We start from the raw sequence: 18,540 nt of genomic DNA, 5'->3' as shown, positions 1-18,540 counted from the left end.
AACATAAGTTACAAAACCTGTTTAAAGCGCCCATACACTTTTCAAAACACGGTTATGAAGGCTATAACCCAAGCTTTCGAAAGCCACGCGCTACTGGAGCCTTCTCATGGACAAATACGACCGCATGCTCCTCAGCGCCCTGCTTGAAGACGGCCGCGCGTCCTACGCACAACTGGCCCGCACAGTGAACCTCTCCGCCCCCGCCGTCGCCGAACGCGTGGCCAAGCTGGAAGCCAGCGGCGTGATCACCGGCTACCAGGCCAAGGTGGACCTGTCCAAGGTCGGCCTGCCGATTCAATGCGTGATGGAACTGCGCCTGACCAACCACGGCAACCAGAAGGTGTACGACGCCCTGGCCGAAATCCCCGAACTGACCGAATGCCACCGCGTGACGGGCGACCCGTGCGTGATCATGCAGGCGGCGGTGGGCTCGATGCCCGAGCTGGAGAACTTAATCAACCGGGTGGCGAAGTTCGGGTTCAGCAAGACCTCGATCATCTTGTCGAGCGCGATAGAGCGGCGGGTGCCGCTGGGGCAACTGGAGGGTAAGAACGGTGGCTGACTACAGCAATGTCGTGAGCCTCAGCCACCCGATCACGCCGCGTATCCCGCTGTGGCCGGGGGACCCACCGGTGCAATTCGCAGACGTTGCCTCATTGGAACAGGACGGCTATTTCCTGCGGCGTTTCAGCATGGGTGAGCACAGCGCCACCCACATGAATGCGCCGAACAGTTTCTATGCCGATGGAATGGGGATTGATGGCTACGTGCCGCAAGACCTGGTGCGGCCTGCGGTGGTGATTGATGTGCGCGCTCGTTGCACGGCGGATTACGAAATCAGCGTGCAAGACATTGAAGACTGGGAGCGCCAGCACGGCATCATCGAACCGGGCTGTGTGGTGCTGATGTACACCGGCTGGCAGCACCTGTGGAATGACCCGGCTGCGTTTTTCGGGCACGACGCCCGAGGCTCTCATTTTCCCGGGATTGGCGAGGCCGCGATTGTGTTTTTGCTTTCACAACGACAGGTCGCCGGGGTGGGCATCGACACCCATGGGGTCGATCCGGGGCAAAGCACCACCTTCGCGACGAACCATGCGGTGCTGGCGGGGAACGGGATTGTGTTGGAGTGCCTGACGAACCTTGATCGGTTGCCGGCCAAGGGCTCAACGGTGGTGATCGGCGTTTTGGCGCTGGAAGGCGGGTCGGGGTCGCCGGTTTCGGTCATGGCGTTTATTCCCTGAATACATCGCCGCTCGGACTGACGCCATCGCGGGCAAGCCCGGCTCCCACAGGAGATTGCATTCAGGCTTGGCAACTCGGTCAACTGTGGGAGCGGGCTTGCTCGCGAAAGCGGAGTGTCAGTCAATATATCCGGCGACTGATCCACCGCTTTCGCGAGCAAGCCCGCTCCCGCATTTGGGTCATCAGTGTTCTTGAAGTCGTGGCGGGGTCAGAACCCACGATGTTTCTTCAGGTGTTCGGTGATCTTGGCGGCCGGCACTTTCTGCAAGCTGCACAGCAGGTCGTGGGACAGTTCGCGCAAGCCGTGTGTGCCGCGCAGTTCCTGGGCCAGGTGCGCCGTGAGGTTGGCGGCCATCTCCGCATCCGCCATCGCCCGGTGAGCCTTGCCGGTGTGGGGCAGTTGGGCGAATGAGGTCAGGGTGCCGAGCTTGTGGTTGGGCGCCGACGGCATCAGGCGCCGCGCCAGCAGCAAGGAGCAGGCAAACTTTTGCAGGCGGGTGCGGCGGATCAGGCCCAGCTCAAAGTCCCAGAACTTCTGGTCGAACGCGGCGTTGTGGGCCAGCAGTGGCGTGGTGCCGACAAACTCATTGACCTCGTTCATCACCCGCTCGGCCGGTGGTGCGCTGCGCAGCATGGCGTTGCTGATGCCGGTGAGTTGCTCGATGAACCCGGGCACGCGCACGCCGGCATTCATCAGGCTCTGGTAGCGGTCCACGATCCGGCCACGTTCGAGGATGACCACCGCGATTTCCGTGGCCCGGCAGTGGCTGCTGGGGGTGATGCCGGTGGTTTCAAAGTCGATGACCGCTATCCGTTCCAAACCTGTTCCAACTCCGTCTAACTGTTTATTTGAGCAGCAACGCGCCTTCGATCGGCACGTAGCGGCTGGCGGCGCGTATCAATGAATTGGCGGTCAGCCCAGGTACGCCGTAGGCCACGGCCTCGACACCATGCTTGTGGATGATGCGGTCGAGCAGCATGTCGAAATCACCGTCACCGGAGGCCAGCACGATTTCGTCGACATGGTCGGCGGCGTCCATGATGTCGATGGTGATGCCCACGTCCCAGTCGCCCTTGGCCGAGCCATCGCTGCGCTGGATGTAGGGCTTGAGCTTTACCGTGAAGCCCAGGTTGCGCAGGATCTGCTGGAATTGCTGCTGCTTGCTGTCGCCACGGTCGATGGCATACGCGTACGCCTCGACGATCTGCCCGCGCGCGCTGATGTCAGCCCACAGCGCCGCATAGTTGAAGTGGCAGCCATACGCCTGGCGCACGGTGTAATAGAGGTTTTGTACATCGGCGAACACTGCAATTTTCTTCACCGCACTTCCCCATGGCTGCCGCGTGGACCTCGAAAGCGAAGGTCCGCAAAGGCGCCAGTATGCCAGCCACGGGAAAGTTTCAGCGAAAAATCAGCCCGGGGCGACGAAGCGCACCGGGCGTGGGAGGGTCAGACGAAGGAATCGTCGTCGCCGAAGGAGGAGGAGTCGTCGGAGTAATCGTTGTCGGCGAAGCTGTCGCTGTTGTTGCCCCAACTGTCATTGCCACCGGCAAAGCGCTGGTCATCGTTACCCCAGCCGCCCTGATCGCTGGCCGGCGCCGGTTGTTCAATGATTTCTTCCACCACCTGGGGTTGCTGGTTGTGGTGGAACAGGCTGCTGATACCTTCGGCCAGCATTACACCACCGGCCACGCCTGCGGCGGTTTTCAATGCGCCACCCAGAAAACCGCTGCCAATCGGGGCGGCCGGGGCTTGTTGTGGCTGTTGGTAGTTCTGTTGCGGGGCGCCGTAGTTCTGCTGCGGCGCCGGCTGGCCAAACGAAGACCGTACCGGTTCGCGCCAGCCGCCCCCCGAAGATGCCGGGGCGCTCTGGGCCGGTTGCGGGTCGCGGGAACCGCCGCCAAAGATGCTCGACAGGAAACCACCGCTGCTCGGCGCGGGTTGTGCGGCCTGGGAACGGGCCTGTTGCAGCTCATCCTGCAATTGCTGGATCTGTTGCGCCTGCTGCTTGTTCTGCGCGTCGAGGCTCTTGATCGCGTGTTCTTGCACCAGGATCGACTGGGTCATGTAGTACCCGGCCGCTGGTTGGCGAGTCATGTGCTCCTTGATCCGCGCTTCGGCCAGGGCGTCGCGGGGGGCTGAGTCCGTTTCGGCTTGCTGCAACCGTGAAAACAGTCCATCGATCAGGGTTTGCTCTTCGCTGTTCATGGCGACCTCGTTAGATTGCCGGTAGAAATCATGGGCCTGCCTGTGATCAGGCAAGCTACGCCTCTAGTTATGGGGCTGTTACCAGACGTTTCAATGGTCTTTACGCAAGGTTTACGTTTGCTTACCGCCAGCCCTGATCGGTTAAAGTGTGGGCCTTGCTTTCAGGCCTGTGATGAACCCGATGAATCCGTTAGACGTACTGCGAGACTCCTTTCGTTTCACCCAACGCAACCTGGGCGCCATCGTCCAGCTGTGCCTGCCGCTGGTGATCCTCGAAGCCCTGCTGCAACAGGTGCTCGATCACACGCTGGGCCCGGACGCCTTCCCCGGCTACAGCGTGGTGGTGGGGTTGCTCGTCTACCCGCTGTACACCGGCGCCTTGATCCTGTTTCTCGACGCCCGCACCCGTGGCGAGTCGCCGCGCACAAAGGACGTGTGGGCCATGGCCCTGACGCTGTGGCCACGTTTCGCCCTGCTCACGGCCATGAGCACCCTGCTGATCCTGCTGGGCCTGTCGTTGTATTTCCTGCCGGGCCTGTGGCTGATGGTGGTGCTGGCGTTTGCCGAATACCTGCTGGTGCTGCGCGGCATGCCGGCGCTGGCGGCAATGAAGGAAAGTTTCCGCCTGACCCGTGGGCATTTCTGGCGAATCCTGGTGTGCCTGCTGTGCGTGATGACGCCGTTGTGGCTGCTCAAGGGCGCAAGCGTGGCGGCCTATCCCGATCCCGCGCCAATGCTGGGCGTATTGATCGACAGCGCCCACAGCTTCCTGCAGCTGTTTACCAGCGTGGTGCTGTTCCGTTTATTCATGCTGATCGGTGGCGATGCCGACGCGCGGTGATATGCTCCGTGGCACTTTCCAAACGCTATAAGCCGAGCCGATGACCCGTTTATTGCGCATAACCTTGCTGGGCCTGGTGATCATCGCCGGACTGCTCGCCGCCATGGTTTACAGCCTCACCTGGCGCCCCGAGCCCAAGCAAACCCTGCCCGTCAGTTGTGTGGCGCCCCGCGCGCCCACGCTGTTGCCCGGGCAGGCGCTCAAGGTCATGACCTGGAACGTGCAATACCTGGCCGGCAAGAACTACGTGTTCTGGTACGACACCGCCGATGGCAGCGGCCCGGACGAGCGTCCCACCGTCGAAGACATGGCCGCCAGCCTCGACGAAGTGGCACGGGTAATCCGCGAAGAACAACCCGACATCCTGCTGTTGCAGGAACTCGACGAAAACGCCAAGCCCTCCCACTATCAGGACCAGGTCACGCTGCTCCAGGAGCGAGTGGCCGATCTCTACCCCTGCAGTACCCAAGCCTTCGACTGGAAAGCCGACTTTGTGCCCGACCGGCATATCTTCGGTAGCGTCGGCCGCAAGCTCGTGACCCTGAGCCGCTACCAGATCGAACACGCCGAGCGCCTGCAATTGCCAGTGCCGGAGGCGAACTTCATCGCCCGTCAGTTCCAACCCAAGCCTGCGCTGCTGCTGACTTATCTGCCGTTGAGCGACGGCGGCCAATTGGCGGTGCTCAATACCCGCTTCGACGGTGACGCCCCCGGCCGCAGCGCCGTGCAAGAGCAGGTGAACAGCACCGTCAAACTGTTGGACAAATTCGAAGGCCGGGGCACGCCCTGGCTGATTGGCGGGGATTTCAACTTGCTGCCGTTGGGGCAGTTCCTGCGCCTGGACGCGGGCAAGCGTGGGCAGTATTCGCCGGACAGCGAGCTGCATCTACTGTGGGAAAAATACCCGATGATCCCGAGCAACAGCCAATCAAGCGGCATCGACCGTGAGAAATGGCTGACGTACTTCCCCAACGACCCTCGTGTCACGGGCCCGGATCGCACCTTGGATTACCTGTTCTACAGCCCGCGCATCAAGCGGGTGGAGGCGAAGGTTCGCCAGGACGATACGTTGCGCATCTCCAACCACCTGCCGGTGATCGCGCGCTTCCTGCTGCCTGCCGCGCAGTAACAGCCCCCACAAAAACCTGTGGGAGCTGGCTTGCCTGCGATAGCGTTGGACCAGTGAAACATTCTTCAACTGACCCACCGCTATCGCAGGCAAGCCAGCTCCCACATTTGATCGCCACATGGCCTACTTGCGGGGTTTGATCCGCGCAGTGGGCTCGGCAATCAGCGGATCATCCGGCCAGTAGTGCTTCGGGTACCGCCCCTTCAGGTCCTTCTTCACCTCGGCATAGGTACTGCGCCAGAAGTTCGCCAGGTCCTGGGTCACCTGCACCGGCCGGCGTGCCGGTGAAAGCAGATGCAGCTTCACCGCCTGGCGCCCACCGGCAATGCGCGGAGTGTCGGCCAGCCCGAACAATTCCTGCAGGCGCACCGCCAGAATCGGCGGCTGTTCGCTGTAGTCCAGGCGCACCGAAGACCCGGATGGCACCTTCACATGTTGCGGCGCCAGTTCATCCAGGCGCTGGGGCAGCGGCCAAGGCAGCAGGTTGTGCAGGACACTGGAGATATCCAGGTTGGCGAAATGGCTCAGGCGCGAGACCTTGCCCAGGTACGGCATCAGCCAATGCTCCAGGCTGGCGAGCAAGGCGCTGTCACTGAGGTCGGGCCATTCGCTGGTTTTTCCGGCGTCCAGTTGCCGCAAGAGCATGACGCGGGCCTGCCATTGGCGCAGCTCGGGCGTCCACGGCAGCAGCTCCAGGCCTTTGCGGCGCACCAGGTTGACCAGCGCCTGGCTGCGCGCGGCTTCATCGAGCCCCGTGAGCGGCTCGCGACTAAGCACCAGTTCGCCGACTTTGCGCTGGCGCTCGGCACGCAGCACGCCTTCGCGCTCGTCCCAATCCAATTGGTCGACCGTGCGCACTTGCTCGGCAAGCACCGTGTCGAACAGCATGGGGTCGAAATCCGCCGCCAGGTAGATGCGCTCTTCGCGCTGGCCCTGGCGGCTGCCCAGGTCGGCGATCACCAGCCAAGGCTGTTTCATCAAGCTGTCGGCCTCGGCGAACAGCGCAGCACGGCCATTGGCCAGGCGGTATTCGGCACCACCCGGGCGACGTTGTTGGGCGACGCGATCCGGGTAAGCCAACGCCAGCAAGGCGCCGAGCCAACGCGGGTGGTCGGGGTCGGCCACGGCTTGCGTGGCCTGGCCTCTTAAATAGCCACGGTATTGCCGCGCCAGTTGCTTGGCGCGCTGCACGCCACCTTGAGCACCCCGCGCGCGTTCTTCGCCCGACAGCAGTGCCAGACGGCTGTGCAAATCCGCGCCACCACCGCGCAAGATATCGCGCTCACCCAACAAGGCCGCGACATCACAGGCCGTCGCCGCCAGCCCCAGGTCCTGCCCGCGCAGCAGCAGATGGGCGATGCGCGGATGGGCCGGCAGCTCGGCCATTTTTTGGCCGTGGGCGGTCAGCTTGTCTTCATTCAATGCGCCGAGGCGCACCAGCAAGTCCTGGGCCTGGGCATAAGCCGCGGCCGGGGGCACATCCAGCCACACCAGTTGAGTGGGCGTGACGCCCCAACGCGCCAACTGCAAGGCCAAGCCGGCCAGGTCAGCGGCGAGGATTTCCGCGCTGCTGTAGGCGGCCAGACCTTCGTGCTGGTCCTCGGACCACAACCGGTAACACACCCCCGGCTCCAACCGCCCTGCCCGGCCGGCTCGCTGGGTGGCGCTGGCGCGGGAGATGCGCTGGGTGTCGAGGCGGGTCATGCCGCTGCCCGGGTCGAAGCGCGGCACCCGCGCCAGCCCGGCGTCGATCACCACGCGCACGCCGTTGATGGTGAGGCTGGTCTCGGCAATGTTGGTGGCCAGCACCACTTTGCGTTTGCCCGCCGTTGCCGGGTCGATGGCGGCGCGCTGGGCGTTGAGGTCGAGTTCACCGTGCAGTGGGCACAGGAGCACATCCGGGCGATCACCCAAAGCGTCGGCCAGTTGCTGATTGACCCGGCGAATCTCCGCCTGGCCCGGCAGGAACACCAGAATGCTGCCGGTCTCATCGTGCACAGCCTCAAGAATGGTCTGCACCACACGCGGCTCGATGAATTCACCCGCCTGGTACGGCCGCCCCCAGCGCATCTGCACCGGGAACATGCGCCCTTCGCTACGCAGAATCGGCGCGTTGTCCAGCAGGCCAGCCAGGCGCTCGCCTTCGAGGGTGGCGGACATCAACAGGATTTTCAGCGGCTGCTCATCGCGAAACAGGTCGCGGCCGTTGAGGCTCAAGGCCAGCGCCAGGTCGGCGTCGAGGCTGCGCTCGTGGAATTCGTCGAAGATCAGCAACCCCACGCCCTCCAGCGCCGGGTCGTCCTGCAGGCGGCGGGTGAGGATGCCTTCGGTGACCACTTCGATGCGGGTGTGGGGGCCGACTTTGCTGTCCAGGCGAATGCGATAGCCGACAGTTTCGCCAACCTTTTCGCCCAGCTCACTGGCCAGGCGTTCGGCGGCAGCACGCGCAGCCAGGCGGCGGGGTTCGAGCATCAGGATGGTCTGCCCGGCCAGCCAGGGCTCGTTCAACAATGCCAAGGGCACGCGGGTGGTTTTACCGGCGCCGGGGGGCGCTTCCAGCACGGCCTCATGGCGATTCGCCAAGGCGTCACGCAGGGCGGGTAAAACATCATCGATCGGCAACGAATTCATACTGGCTCCAAAGCAGAGCGGCGAGTATAACGGCGAACTGCCGGATGCCGATGGTGGTCTCACACGCACCACCCGACTGACTTGGCAACACGGTTAAATGTGGGAGCGGGCTTGCTCGCGAATGCGGTGTATCAGTCGCATGTTCATCAACTGACAGACCGCATTCGCGAGCAAACCCGCTCCCACATTGGATCTTCGTCGCTTATAGTCCCGTATTAATTGTGTTCAGGAGATAGTCCATGCGTATCGCTTCCCGCATCATCGGCGGTGTCCTCACCGTCACCTTGCTGAGCCAGTTGACGGCCTGCGGCTCGATCTTCTTCCCCGACCGCCGTGGCCAGATCGACGGCAAGATCGACCCCACCGTGGCCGTGCTCGACGCCATCGGCTTGCTGTTCTATGTGATCCCGGGCCTGATCGCGTTCGGCGTGGACTTCGCCACCGGCGCCATCTATTTCGAGCCGGGCAAGACCGCTCAGGTGGCCCCGGAAAAACTCCACGAAGCCATCGGCGCCGACGGCAAGGTCGACAACGCCAAGCTGCAAACCATCATCCAGAAAGAAACCGGCCACCGCCTGCCGCTGGACGACCCGCGCATGATCCAGTTCAAGGGCAGCGTGCAACAACTCGCCTCCCTGGGCCTGAAACCCGCCGCCTAAGGATTCGACCCGCCTATGACCAGCAGCCCCGAACACGCCCGGCTTTTGCGCCTGGCGACGCGCGCCTCGGTGGGCGTGGCCTGTGCGCTGATTATCACCAAGGCCATCGCCTGGTGGCTCAGCGGCTCGGTGAGCATGCTCGCCGGGTTGACCGACTCACTGCTGGACGGCGTGACTTCGCTGCTGAATTTGCTGGCGGTGCACTACGCACTACGCCCGGCCGATGACGATCACCGTTATGGGCACGGCAAGGCGGAATCGTTGTCGGGCATGGCCCAGGCGCTGTTTATCGCCGGCAGTGCGGTGCTGATCGCGTTCCAGGCTTATCAACGCCTGCAACACCCAGAACCGGTCGGTGCGCCGTGGTTGAGCATCGGGGTAATCGTGTTTTCCCTGGTGATGACCGTGGCGTTGCTGATGCTGCAACACCGGGTGATCCGCGAAACCGGCTCCAACGCGGTGCGGGCTGACTCGCTGCATTACCGCTCCGACCTGATGCTCAACGGAAGCATCCTGGTAGCGTTGGTACTGGCGGGGTTCGGGTTCAATCAGGTGGATGCCTGGTTCGGCCTCGGGATCGCGGCCTACATCTTGTGGAGTGCCATCCAGATCGCCCGGGAAAGCTTCGCGGTGCTGATGGATGAGGAGCTGCCGCCTGATGTGAGCCAGCATATGCTGGAACTGGCCCGTGGCGTTCCAGGGGTGTTGGGTGCGCATGATTTGCGCACGCGGATTTCCGGCAGCCATTGGTTTGTGCAGCTGCACCTGGAGTTGCCAGGGGAATTGACGCTGTCAGTGGCCCACGGCATCAGCGACCAGGCCGCCGATGCCATTCACCAAGCCTACCCGCGCGCCGAAGTGCTGGTGCACGCCGACCCGCGGGAAGTGGTCACGGGCAACAAGGCCTAGTACTGCACCTGGTAACCACGACTGCTCAGGCAGTTGCCCTGGGCCTGGCGGTAGGTTTGCACCACCGCGGGGTCCGGGGCGTAGGTGACGGCCTGCGGGTCGAACCCACTTTGCTGCACCGCCCAGCGATAACAGTCGTAACCGTCCTGTTGTACCTGGGCCGGTGACTGGCCATTGGCGGGATAGGCGATCACGTCATAGCCATTGCCCTGGGGCGCCGGCGGCTGTGCAGGCGGTTGCACTACCACGTACTGCTGGGAGCTGGCTTCGTAGGTGTAATAAGCACCGGCGGCGACGAAGAACAGCGCACTGCCCACCCACACTTCCCGAGCGTAATCCGGCAGGTATTGCACGCGAATGCCGTAAGGCGGCGTCACCACCACATAACGTGGGCCTTGGGGGCGATACCAGTAGCCCCCGGAGAAGAAGTAATCCTGGCCACGGTAAGGCACGCGGTAGTTGCGGTCGGTGAAGCGGTCGACGGTGTACCCCGGGCGATACTGCGGCCCCGGGCCCCAGCCATTGCCGTGCCCATTCGGGCGGCCCGGCCAGCGAACGTCATTGGGGTGGCCATTGAAGCCACCGCCCGGGCGCGGGCCTGGGGCGTTGCCGCCTTGCCAATGCGGGTTGCCGTCGTTGCGGCGCGGGATGTCCTGGTAGTAACCCTGGCGCGGTTCCTGGGTTTGGCGCACGGTATCCGGGCGTCCCTGGATCGGCAGGTTGTTGGCCGGCTGGGCCGGTTGCGGCGCAGGCCGAGGCTGATCAGCACCTTGTGGGCGCCCTTGCCATTGCCCGCCGCCACGCTGCTCGCCACGATCGAAGTGCTCGTTCTGCGGGCGTGGCGGGTTGTTTTCGAAATGTTGATTCTGCGGACGCGGCTGATTGTTTTCGGGCCGCGGTTGAGGGCTCTGAGGGCGCGGCTGATTATTTTCAGGTCGCGGTTGGTTGTTCTGCGGTCGCGGCTGTTCGTTGCCTTGCCGCCCGCCTTCGGGCCCTCGTTCATGCTGACCACCGCCTTCTGAGCGTGGGTCGTCGGCCATCACTTGCGTGCCGACGCTGATCATCAGCAAACCTACACCTGCCATACGCCAGATGCGCTTCATGCTATTCCTCACTGCGGATTAGGGCCTAGAGTGTCCGGCCTCATACCATGAGACTGGAAAAGCCTCACCCGGTTCTAAGACAGGTTATCAGTCACGAGAACAATTTTCTGAAGGCAAAGAAAAAGGGGTGACCCGTCGGCCACCCCTTGAGAATTTCGTCCTGGCTCAACGCTTTTGACGTTGGCTCACCTCACGCCGTCTTCTGGACAGTGTGCAGCCTGGAGGCCGGCTCAACCCTGCTGGGGTGGCGGCCGCAGCGGGCCTGATTGGGCGGGCTGCAGTGGACTGTTGTCCAGGCGGTGATTCTGTTGATAAAGATACCCGCGAGCGCCCGGCAGATGATTGCGAAGATTGCGTCAATAAACAGTGCTTGCGCAATTTTTAACCCTTCATAGATAATTCACCGCAATAGTTACGACAAAGGCCAACCCAATGAGCAAGCTTGACCGATACGACCTGAGTATTTTGGCGGAATTGCAGCGCGACGCGAGGATCTCCAACCAGGAGTTGGCCGAGCGTATCGGCCTGTCGCCATCGCCCTGCTCGCGCCGGGTCAAGCAGTTGGAAGACGACGGCTATATCGCCCGCCAGGTCGCGCTGCTCGACCGCAAGATGCTCGGCTTGAGCCTCACGGCCTATGTGCTGATCGGCATGGACCGGCATACACCGGAGCGTTTCGAGAACTTCGAAGCCGCCATCCGCACCCTGCCCCAGGTGCTGGAATGCAGTTTGGTCACCGGGATGGATGCCGACTACCAGTTGAAAGTGGTGGTGCCGGACATGGACCACTATCAAAAGCTGCTGCTGGGCCACCTGACCCGCATCGAAGGCGTGACCAGCGTGCGCTCCAGCTTTGTGCTGAACCAGGTGCTCAACAGCACCGAATTGCCGCTGACCCACCTGCGCACTTAATGTAAGAACAATGAAAATCCCTTGTGGGAGCGGGCTTGCTCGCGAAAGCGGCCGGTCAGTTGATGCATAGGTGACTGATACACCGCCTTCGCGAGCAAGCCCGCTCCCACAATTGGAACTCACTTCGATCCAGGTCAATGTTGTGCCTGTAACACTGCCGTATACTTTCCCGCCTGCCTCGTCGGAAAAATTCCCGCATGAACAACATCGATCCCGCCCTGTTTGAAGAATGGATGATGACCGGCCTGGTCACTATCCTGATCATTTTCATGGGCTTTATCGTCTGGGACCTGGCCAAGAAGTCCAAAGCCGGGCGCTTCGGCTCGTTCATTCTGTTCTTCGTGCTGGGGCTGGGCGTGGCCGCCTTCATCATCAAGAGCGTGGTGATCGGCCTGATCGAGTCCGGCGCTTTATAAGCGCGCCGGCACTTCCTTCCACTGGCCCTGGTCCAGGCCGTCGATCGACCAGTCGCCAATGCGCACACGCACCAGGCGCAACGTCGGCAAGCCCACGGCAGCGGTCATGCGCCGAACCTGGCGGTTGCGCCCTTCCCGAATCACCAGTTCCAACCAATGAGTGGGCACGCTCTTGCGAAAGCGCACCGGCGGGTTGCGCGGCCATAACTCGGGCTCATCCAGTTGCCGCGCTTCGGCGGGCAAGGTCATGCCGTCGTTGAGTTCCACACCGTCGCGCAGGCGTTGCAGGTGCTCTTGCGTCGGCTCGCCTTCCACCTGCACCCAGTAGGTTTTCGCCAGCTTGTGCTTGGGATCGGCAATGCGCGCCTGCAGTTGGCCATCGTTGGTCAGCAGCAGCAAGCCTTCGCTGTCGCGGTCCAGGCGACCGGCCGGGTAGATGCCGGGGATGTCGATGAAGTCCTTGAGTGTGGCGCGCCCGCCTTCGTCGCTGAACTGGGTCAGCACGTCGAACGGCTTGTTGAACAGGATCAATTTGGGCTCGGCCGGTGGCGCCTTGGCAACACGGCGTGCAGCGGAGTGCGGAGGTTTCACGCCAGGGCGGCGCGAATCGGGACGAGTGGGACGGGACATGGCTTCGGTACATCTAACGGTCAGGACCGACAATGCTAGTGGCCTGACCGTTAAATGACCATCCCAACTAGCGGAACGGCGGCTCGTCGAAGCTGCGCAGTTTGCGCGAGTGCAGCGAGTTGAGTTCGGTGCGCAGCAAATCCACCGCCTCGATGCCGATCTTCAAGTGCTGGCTCACCGCACGCTCATAGAACGCGTTGGCCGAACCCGGCAGCTTGATCTCGCTGTGCAGCGGCTTGTCCGACACGCACAACAACGTGCCGTACGGCACCCGCAGGCGATAGCCTTGGGCGGCGATGGTGCCGCTTTCCATGTCCACGGCCACGGCGCGCGACAGGTTGATCAGCGGCCGCTCCTGGGCCCAGCGCAGCTCCCAGTTGCGGTCGTCGTAGGTCAGCACGGTGCCGGTGCGCAGGCGTTTTTTCAGCTCTTCGCCTTTTTCGCCGGTGACGTTGGCCGCCGCCTGCTGCAAGGCCAGTTGCACTTCGGCCAGGGCCGGGATCGGGATGTTCGGCGGCACCACGCGGTCGAGAATCCCGTCGCGGCGCATGTAGGCGTGGGCCAGCACGTAGTCGCCGATGGTCTGGGATTGGCGCAGGCCGCCGCAGTGGCCGATCATCAGCCAGCAATGCGGGCGCAGCACCGCCAGGTGGTCGGTGATGTTCTTGGCGTTGGACGGGCCAACGCCGATGTTCACCAGGGTCACGCCATGGCCATCGCTGGCCTGCAGGTGGTAGGCCGGCATCTGGTAACGGTGCCAGACCACGCCCGCGGCGATGGCAGACGCTTCGCCATGGTCCATGGACTTGTCGATCACCACGTTGCCCGGCAGCACCATGCGGATAAAGCGCGGGTCACTGCGCAGTTGTTCCAGGCCATGCAGGATGAACTGGTCAACGTAGCGGTGGTAGTTGGTCAGCAGGATCCACGGCTGCACATGGCGCCAGTCGCTGCCGGTGTAGTGCACCAGGCGGCGCAGGGAGAAGTCCACGCGGGCCGCATCAAACAATGCCAGAGGCAGCGGGTCGGTGTTTTCCCAATCGTAGAGGCCGTCGGCGATGCCATCGGTGGCCGCCGACAGGTCGGTGCTCGGGAATACCCGGGCCAGGGTCGCGGCGGTTACACCGGAACCGGCCAGTTCGTCGCCCTGCTCCACCACGTACGGGTAAGGAATGTTCTGCTGGCTGACGCCCACTTCCACCGTCACGGTGAAGTCGTGCATCAGCGGCACCAGTTGCTCCAGCAAGTATTTGCGGAACGCGGCGGGATGGGTGACGGTGACGCTGTAGGTACCCGGCAACTGGACCTTGGCATACGCCCGGGTCGTCTGTGGGACTTCGCCGTGGCAGTGGTAGGTCAGGCGCAGTTCCGGGTAGCGAAACAGCGCACGTTGTTCGGCGTCGGGCTCGACGCGGTCTTTGAGGTATCGCTTGAGGGCTTGGTTAAGCGCGCCGGTAGCACGCTCATGCAGAGCCGCCAGCCGATCCACGGCTTCCTCGGCGGTTTGAACGACAACAAAAGCTTCGGTCACGGTAAGCATCCTGTGTTCTGACGTGCAGGCCTTCATCTTGCCTGTATCCCAGCTTCACTGAAACACCGGGTTTGGAATGCGGTTAATAATGTGGGAGCGGGCTTGCTCGCGAATGCGGCCTGTCAGTTGATGAATAGGTGACTGACACAACGCATTCGCGAGCAAGCCCGCTCCCACATTTTAATCGAGTGTAGTCAGAGGGTTGGCGTCGAACGAGCAACAATAGCCCCCACATCCACACCACGCGGCAACGTACCGTATACCCGACCGGACGATTCGCCCAGGCGGCTGGCGATAAAGCCATCGCTGACTGCCGTATTCCCGGCCTCCAGCAGCAGCTTGGCCTGCAGCGCCATGGCGATGTCCTCGGTCAATTGCCGTGCGCGGTATTGAATGTCCTGGGTGTCCATGAAGGCCGCTTTCAACCGATCAATATGCCGCACCAATGATTTGTCGCCATGCCCATCCCCCAGCTCGACGAACAACGCTTCCAACACACCGGGTTCTTTCGACAGCGCGCGCAGTACATCCAGGCACTGCACGTTGCCCGAACCTTCCCAGGTCGAATTCACCGGTGCCTCACGGTAGAGACGCGGCAGGATGCTGTCTTCCACATAGCCTGCTCCCCCCATGCATTCGGCTGCTTCGTTGATCATCGCCGGCGCCCGCTTGCAGATCCAATACTTGCCCACCGCCGTCACCAACCGGGCGAACTTGGCTTCCCTCTCATCGCCCAGATGATCCAGCGCGCGCCCCATGCGCATGCTCAAGGCCAGGGCGGCCTCGCTTTCCAGGGCCAGGTCGGCCAGCACGTTTTGCATCAGCGGTTGCTCGCTGAGCACACGGCCGCCGACCGAACGGTGGGCGCAATGATGGCTGGCCTGGGTGAGCGCCTGACGCATCAGGGCGCTGGAGCCGACCATGCAATCAAAGCGGGTCATGGCAACCATTTCGATGATGGTGGGCACGCCACGCCCCTCTTCGCCGACCATCCAGGCCAGGGCACCACGGAACTCCACTTCGCTGGAAGCATTGGAGCAGTTGCCCAGCTTGTTCTTCAGGCGCTGGATGTAAAACTCGTTGCGCGTGTCATCCGGGCGGTACCGGGGCAGCAGGAAACAGGTCAGGCCTTTGTCGGTCTGGGCCAGGGTCAGGAAGGCATCGCACATCGGCGCCGAGCAAAACCACTTGTGGCCCACCAGTTCGTAGGCCTGCCCGGGGCCGCCCGCGCCCACGGGGTAAGCGCGGGTGGTGTTGGCACGCACATCGGTGCCGCCTTGTTTCTCGGTCATGGCCATGCCAATGGTGGCGCCGGCCTTGTGGGCAATGCCGACGTTGCGCGGGTCGTACTGGGTGTTGAGGATTTTCGGCAGCCAGGCCTGCGCCAGGTCCGGTTGCAGACGCAGGGCAGGGACACAGGCAAAGGTCATGGTCATCGGGCAACCGGTGCCGGCTTCCGCCTGGCTGTGCAGGTAGGTCATGGCGGCGCGGGCCACATGGGCACCGGACTGCGGATGGGCCCACGGCAGCGACGGCAGGCCATGCTCCACCGCCGTGCGCATCAGTTCATGGTAAGCGGGATGAAACTCGACCAGATCGATCCGATGACCATATCGGTCATGGCTGTTGAACACCGGTTTGTTCTGGTTCGCCAGGAACCCGGCCTCCATCAGCGGCCCGCCGGCCAGCGCACCGTAGGCGTCTATACGCGCCTCGGCCCAGCCGGCGCCAAAGCGGCGCGACCATTCCTGCAGGGGCAAGTCGATGCGATACAGGTTGGTGCCGTCGAGCGACGGGGGCTGGTTGGTGACGTCGTGGGTTTCGGCAAATTGATGCAGGTTCATGACGGGCCTCCTGGAAAAAGGCCACGTGCAATTGAGGCCTGAATTTCAGTTAAGCACCGTCGCCCCGCTTAAAAAAGTGTCATATGCGCCTAATGCCCGGCGCTTTCACCCTCTAACGGGCACAGCAAACGGCGCTCCAGCACCGCCTGCAACGCCTCGAATCGTACCGGCTTGGCCAGTCGATCAGTCACGCCAATGCCATGGCAGCGCTCGCGTTCCGGGGCTTGTAACGAGGTGCTCAAGGCGATCACCGGCAGCTCGCCACAGCCCGGCAAGGCGCGGATCTGACAACACAGCGAGAACCCGCCTTCAGGCACATCCAGCAGCACTGCATCAAAGGTTTCACCCTGCAAAACCGCCAGCGCAGCCGGGCCGCTGTCCACGGTTTTGACCCGATAGCCCAGCTTGAGCAGCATGCCGCGCACGGCCAACTGGCCCACGCTGTTGTCATCCACCAGCAGTACCGCGCACTCTTGGGGCGCACGCTGACCGAAAGGCTCCGGCCCGGTGGGCTTGGGCTCGGGCGCGACCTGCTCGACGCTCACTTCCAACTGGAACCGACTGCCCTTGCGCGGCTCGGAATGATGGGTCAGGCGTCCGCCCAACAGCTCGATCAACTGACGACAGATTGCCAAGCCGATCCCCAGGCCGCCGTATTCCCGGGTGGTCGAGCCGTCAAGCTGGAAGAAGCGCTGGTACAGGGTGGCTTCGTCGAGGAACGCAAAGCCGATACCGGTATCGGTGACGATAAAGCTCAGGCGCAAGCTGCCATCACTGTGGGGCACGCCCACCACACGCAGGCGCACGACACCTTCATGGGTGAACTTGAAGGCGTTGTCCAGCAGGCAGTCCAGGCACTGGACCAATTTGTCGGCATCGCCCATCACGCGGTCGGGCAGCTCGTCGGCCACATCAATGGAAAACGCCAGGCCCTTGCTCTGGGCGCTGGCGTTGAACTGCTGGCGCAAGGTGTCGAGCACACCGCGCAGGCTGAACACTTGGGCCTGGGCGGTGAGGCGGCCGGCCTGCAGTTCGGTGAGGGTGAGGATGCCGTTGACCATGCGCATCATGTCCCGCGCCGAACCGGCAGCCGTTTGCTGATATTGCGCAAGGTCATCGCCCAGGGGCACGGTCTGCATCAGTTCGAGGGAGCCAATCACGCCGTTCATGGGCGTGCGCAGTTCGTGGGTCAGGGTGGCCAGGAATTCGTCCTTGAGCCGGTTGCTGCGGGCCAGTTCCTGGTTAAGCACTTCGAGCTTCTGGCTGGCATCGAAGAGGATCTGCGCCTGCTGCTCGCGCATGCCGTTGATGCGGTCGGCCAATGCGAGGGACAGCAGCGCCACTTCGATGGCCGAGCCGATCTGGCTGGCGTACATGGTGAGGAACACGTTGGGCAGGTAGCCCAACACCATCATCGTGTTAACCACGCCACCCAGCAGGAAGGCCGACCAGGCAATGATGAAGTAGCGCGCCATGCGCTGGCCACAGCACCAGGCCTTGATCGCGGCGACAAAGATGGTCACGGTGAACACCAGCGCCAAGCCGGTGGCCAGGCGCAGCGCCACGGCATAACTGGTCAGCAGCGCCAGGGCCATCACCAGCCCGCCACACGCGGCCAGCCCCAGCAGGATGCGATCCAGCCAACGACTGTGCTGCGCGGTGTGCAGGAAGCTGCGCGCAAACAGGCTGCCAAACAGCGCCGCCGAACCGATCAGGAACGGCACCGCCGCGTTCGTCCACCACGGGTTGTTCGGCCAGAAGTACTCCACGGCCACGCCATTGACCGACAACTGGTACAGGCCGAACGACGCAATGTAGAAGATGTAATAAAGGTAGCTGGTGTCGCGCACGCTCAGGTAGATGAACAGGTTGTAGATCAACATGCCGAGCAGCACGCCATAGATCGCCCCCAGCACATACAGGCGCAGCGGCTGTTCTTCCAGGTAAGCGGTGCCGGCCCAGAGCGTCAACGGTGCCTGGATCGAGCCTTCGCTTTGCAGGCGCAGGTAGACCGTTTCCTGCTGGTCGGGCACGAAGTTGAGCTTGAACAGGTAATTGCTCTGACGCACTTCGCGGCTGGAGAACGGCAGCGCGCTGCCGGTGCGAGTGGTGAGGCGGTACTTGCCAGTGCCGTCGGCCTGGTACAGGTCCAGGCGATTGAGTGGCGGGTAGGCCAGCTCCAGGAACCAGGTGCGCGGGGCGCGGGCATCCTGGGCAACGTAATGCAGGTCGACCTTGAGCCAGAACACCGAGCGCGAATAGCCGGCGTTGAGAGTGGCTTTGTCGTGGGTCTTGAATTTCGAAGCGTAGGCAGGGGAACTGACGTCGGCGATGGTGAGGGCATCGGTAGGGTCTTCGAGCACTTGCATGACCCGGCCCAGCGGCAGGCTGCGAGTGGCCTGGTCGAACTCGATGGCGCTGGCGAGCATCGGCAGCCCGCACAAGATTAAGATCAGCAAATAGCGCATAGAGCCCCAGCGT

Annotated in this window: 17 protein-coding genes; 8 read left to right on the top strand and 9 right to left on the bottom strand. The window is 62.9% G+C overall.

Going from position 1 to position 18,540, the window contains the following annotated elements; all coding sequences use genetic code 11:
• Nucleotides 1–106 precede the first annotated feature (106 nt).
• Both M2394_RS26420 and M2394_RS26415 read left to right on the top strand, forming a co-directional pair.
• Nucleotides 107–562 (top strand): Lrp/AsnC family transcriptional regulator, encoded by a 456-nt coding sequence (locus tag M2394_RS26420; protein WP_178919439.1) that lies wholly within the window; start codon nucleotides 107–109, stop codon nucleotides 560–562.
• Nucleotides 555–1,244 carry a cyclase family protein gene (locus tag M2394_RS26415; RefSeq protein WP_259175121.1) on the top strand — a complete coding sequence of 230 codons (690 nt, stop codon included), beginning with the start codon at nucleotides 555–557 and terminating at the stop codon, nucleotides 1,242–1,244. Before M2394_RS26420 ends, M2394_RS26415 begins: the two co-directional genes overlap by 8 nt.
• Before the next feature lie 209 nt (nucleotides 1,245–1,453).
• Here M2394_RS26415 and M2394_RS26410 read toward each other — a convergent pair whose 3' ends face one another.
• The 3 genes from M2394_RS26410 to M2394_RS26400 all read right to left on the bottom strand — a co-directional run bounded on the left by M2394_RS26410 (nucleotide 1,454) and on the right by M2394_RS26400 (nucleotide 3,454).
• Nucleotides 1,454–2,065 carry a PolC-type DNA polymerase III gene (locus M2394_RS26410; RefSeq protein WP_259175120.1) on the bottom strand — a complete coding sequence of 204 codons (612 nt, stop codon included), beginning with the start codon at nucleotides 2,063–2,065 and terminating at the stop codon, nucleotides 1,454–1,456.
• A 25-nt stretch (nucleotides 2,066–2,090) separates the two neighbouring features.
• On the bottom strand, nucleotides 2,091–2,567 hold the full coding sequence (locus M2394_RS26405; protein WP_034117765.1) for an NYN domain-containing protein: 477 nt from the start codon (nucleotides 2,565–2,567) through the stop codon (nucleotides 2,091–2,093).
• Between the two features lie 128 nt (nucleotides 2,568–2,695).
• The gene (locus M2394_RS26400) at nucleotides 2,696–3,454 is read right to left on the bottom strand and encodes a DUF2076 domain-containing protein (RefSeq protein ID WP_259175118.1); all 759 of its coding nucleotides are present in this window, start codon (nucleotides 3,452–3,454) and stop codon (nucleotides 2,696–2,698) included.
• Between the two features lie 181 nt (nucleotides 3,455–3,635).
• Between M2394_RS26400 and M2394_RS26395 the strand changes: the two genes are divergently transcribed.
• On the top strand, nucleotides 3,636–4,295 hold the full coding sequence (locus tag M2394_RS26395; protein ID WP_178919435.1) for a YciC family protein: 660 nt from the start codon (nucleotides 3,636–3,638) through the stop codon (nucleotides 4,293–4,295).
• 40 nt (nucleotides 4,296–4,335) lie between these two features.
• Entirely contained in the window at nucleotides 4,336–5,424 is a 1,089-nt protein-coding gene (locus tag M2394_RS26390) for an endonuclease/exonuclease/phosphatase family protein (protein WP_259175117.1), read from the top strand.
• Between the two features lie 123 nt (nucleotides 5,425–5,547).
• Here M2394_RS26390 and hrpB read toward each other — a convergent pair whose 3' ends face one another.
• Nucleotides 5,548–8,055, bottom strand: a complete 2,508-nt coding sequence (gene hrpB / locus M2394_RS26385; RefSeq protein ID WP_259175116.1) for an ATP-dependent helicase HrpB — start codon at nucleotides 8,053–8,055, stop codon at nucleotides 5,548–5,550.
• Nucleotides 8,056–8,294: 239 nt separating this feature from the next.
• Between hrpB and M2394_RS26380 the strand changes: the two genes are divergently transcribed.
• Nucleotides 8,295–8,714 carry a polyribonucleotide nucleotidyltransferase gene (locus M2394_RS26380; protein WP_176998507.1) on the top strand — a complete coding sequence of 140 codons (420 nt, stop codon included), beginning with the start codon at nucleotides 8,295–8,297 and terminating at the stop codon, nucleotides 8,712–8,714.
• A gap of 15 nt (nucleotides 8,715–8,729) precedes the next feature.
• Nucleotides 8,730–9,623, top strand: coding sequence for a cation diffusion facilitator family transporter (locus tag M2394_RS26375; protein ID WP_178919429.1), 894 nt, complete (start codon nucleotides 8,730–8,732; stop codon nucleotides 9,621–9,623).
• Here the strand turns inward: M2394_RS26375 and M2394_RS26370 are convergent.
• Entirely contained in the window at nucleotides 9,620–10,726 is a 1,107-nt protein-coding gene (locus M2394_RS26370; protein WP_259175115.1) for a DUF6515 family protein, read from the bottom strand. The two genes, M2394_RS26375 and M2394_RS26370, sit on opposite strands and share 4 nt — an antisense overlap.
• A gap of 432 nt (nucleotides 10,727–11,158) precedes the next feature.
• Here M2394_RS26370 and M2394_RS26365 point away from each other — a divergent pair, with 432 nt between their 5' ends.
• Nucleotides 11,159–11,638 (top strand): Lrp/AsnC family transcriptional regulator, encoded by a 480-nt coding sequence (locus tag M2394_RS26365; RefSeq protein ID WP_003194418.1) that lies wholly within the window; start codon nucleotides 11,159–11,161, stop codon nucleotides 11,636–11,638.
• A 206-nt stretch (nucleotides 11,639–11,844) separates the two neighbouring features.
• Nucleotides 11,845–12,054, top strand: a complete 210-nt coding sequence (locus M2394_RS26360) for a DUF2788 domain-containing protein (protein WP_025999909.1) — start codon at nucleotides 11,845–11,847, stop codon at nucleotides 12,052–12,054.
• On the opposite strand, the gene M2394_RS26355 is transcribed toward M2394_RS26360, so the two are convergent.
• The 4 genes from M2394_RS26355 to M2394_RS26340 all read right to left on the bottom strand — a co-directional run bounded on the left by M2394_RS26355 (nucleotide 12,049) and on the right by M2394_RS26340 (nucleotide 18,527).
• Nucleotides 12,049–12,684, bottom strand: coding sequence for a pseudouridine synthase (locus M2394_RS26355; protein ID WP_256732814.1), 636 nt, complete (start codon nucleotides 12,682–12,684; stop codon nucleotides 12,049–12,051). The two genes, M2394_RS26360 and M2394_RS26355, sit on opposite strands and share 6 nt — an antisense overlap.
• Before the next feature lie 67 nt (nucleotides 12,685–12,751).
• Nucleotides 12,752–14,251: an AMP nucleosidase gene (amn, locus tag M2394_RS26350; RefSeq protein ID WP_259175114.1), complete on the bottom strand. Its 1,500-nt coding sequence runs from the start codon at nucleotides 14,249–14,251 to the stop codon at nucleotides 12,752–12,754.
• Between the two features lie 158 nt (nucleotides 14,252–14,409).
• Nucleotides 14,410–16,059 (bottom strand): acyl-CoA dehydrogenase family protein, encoded by a 1,650-nt coding sequence (locus tag M2394_RS26345; protein ID WP_259175113.1) that lies wholly within the window; start codon nucleotides 16,057–16,059, stop codon nucleotides 14,410–14,412.
• A gap of 89 nt (nucleotides 16,060–16,148) precedes the next feature.
• Nucleotides 16,149–18,527, bottom strand: coding sequence for a hybrid sensor histidine kinase/response regulator (locus M2394_RS26340; RefSeq protein ID WP_259175112.1), 2,379 nt, complete (start codon nucleotides 18,525–18,527; stop codon nucleotides 16,149–16,151).
• Between the last annotated feature and the right edge of the window lie 13 nt (nucleotides 18,528–18,540).

This window comes from Pseudomonas sp. BIGb0164, assembly GCF_024810135.1.
Lineage (GTDB): Bacteria > Pseudomonadota > Gammaproteobacteria > Pseudomonadales > Pseudomonadaceae > Aquipseudomonas.
The sequence above is the reverse complement of the archived record's forward strand: the minus strand, read 5'-3'. Positions and strand labels throughout refer to the sequence as shown.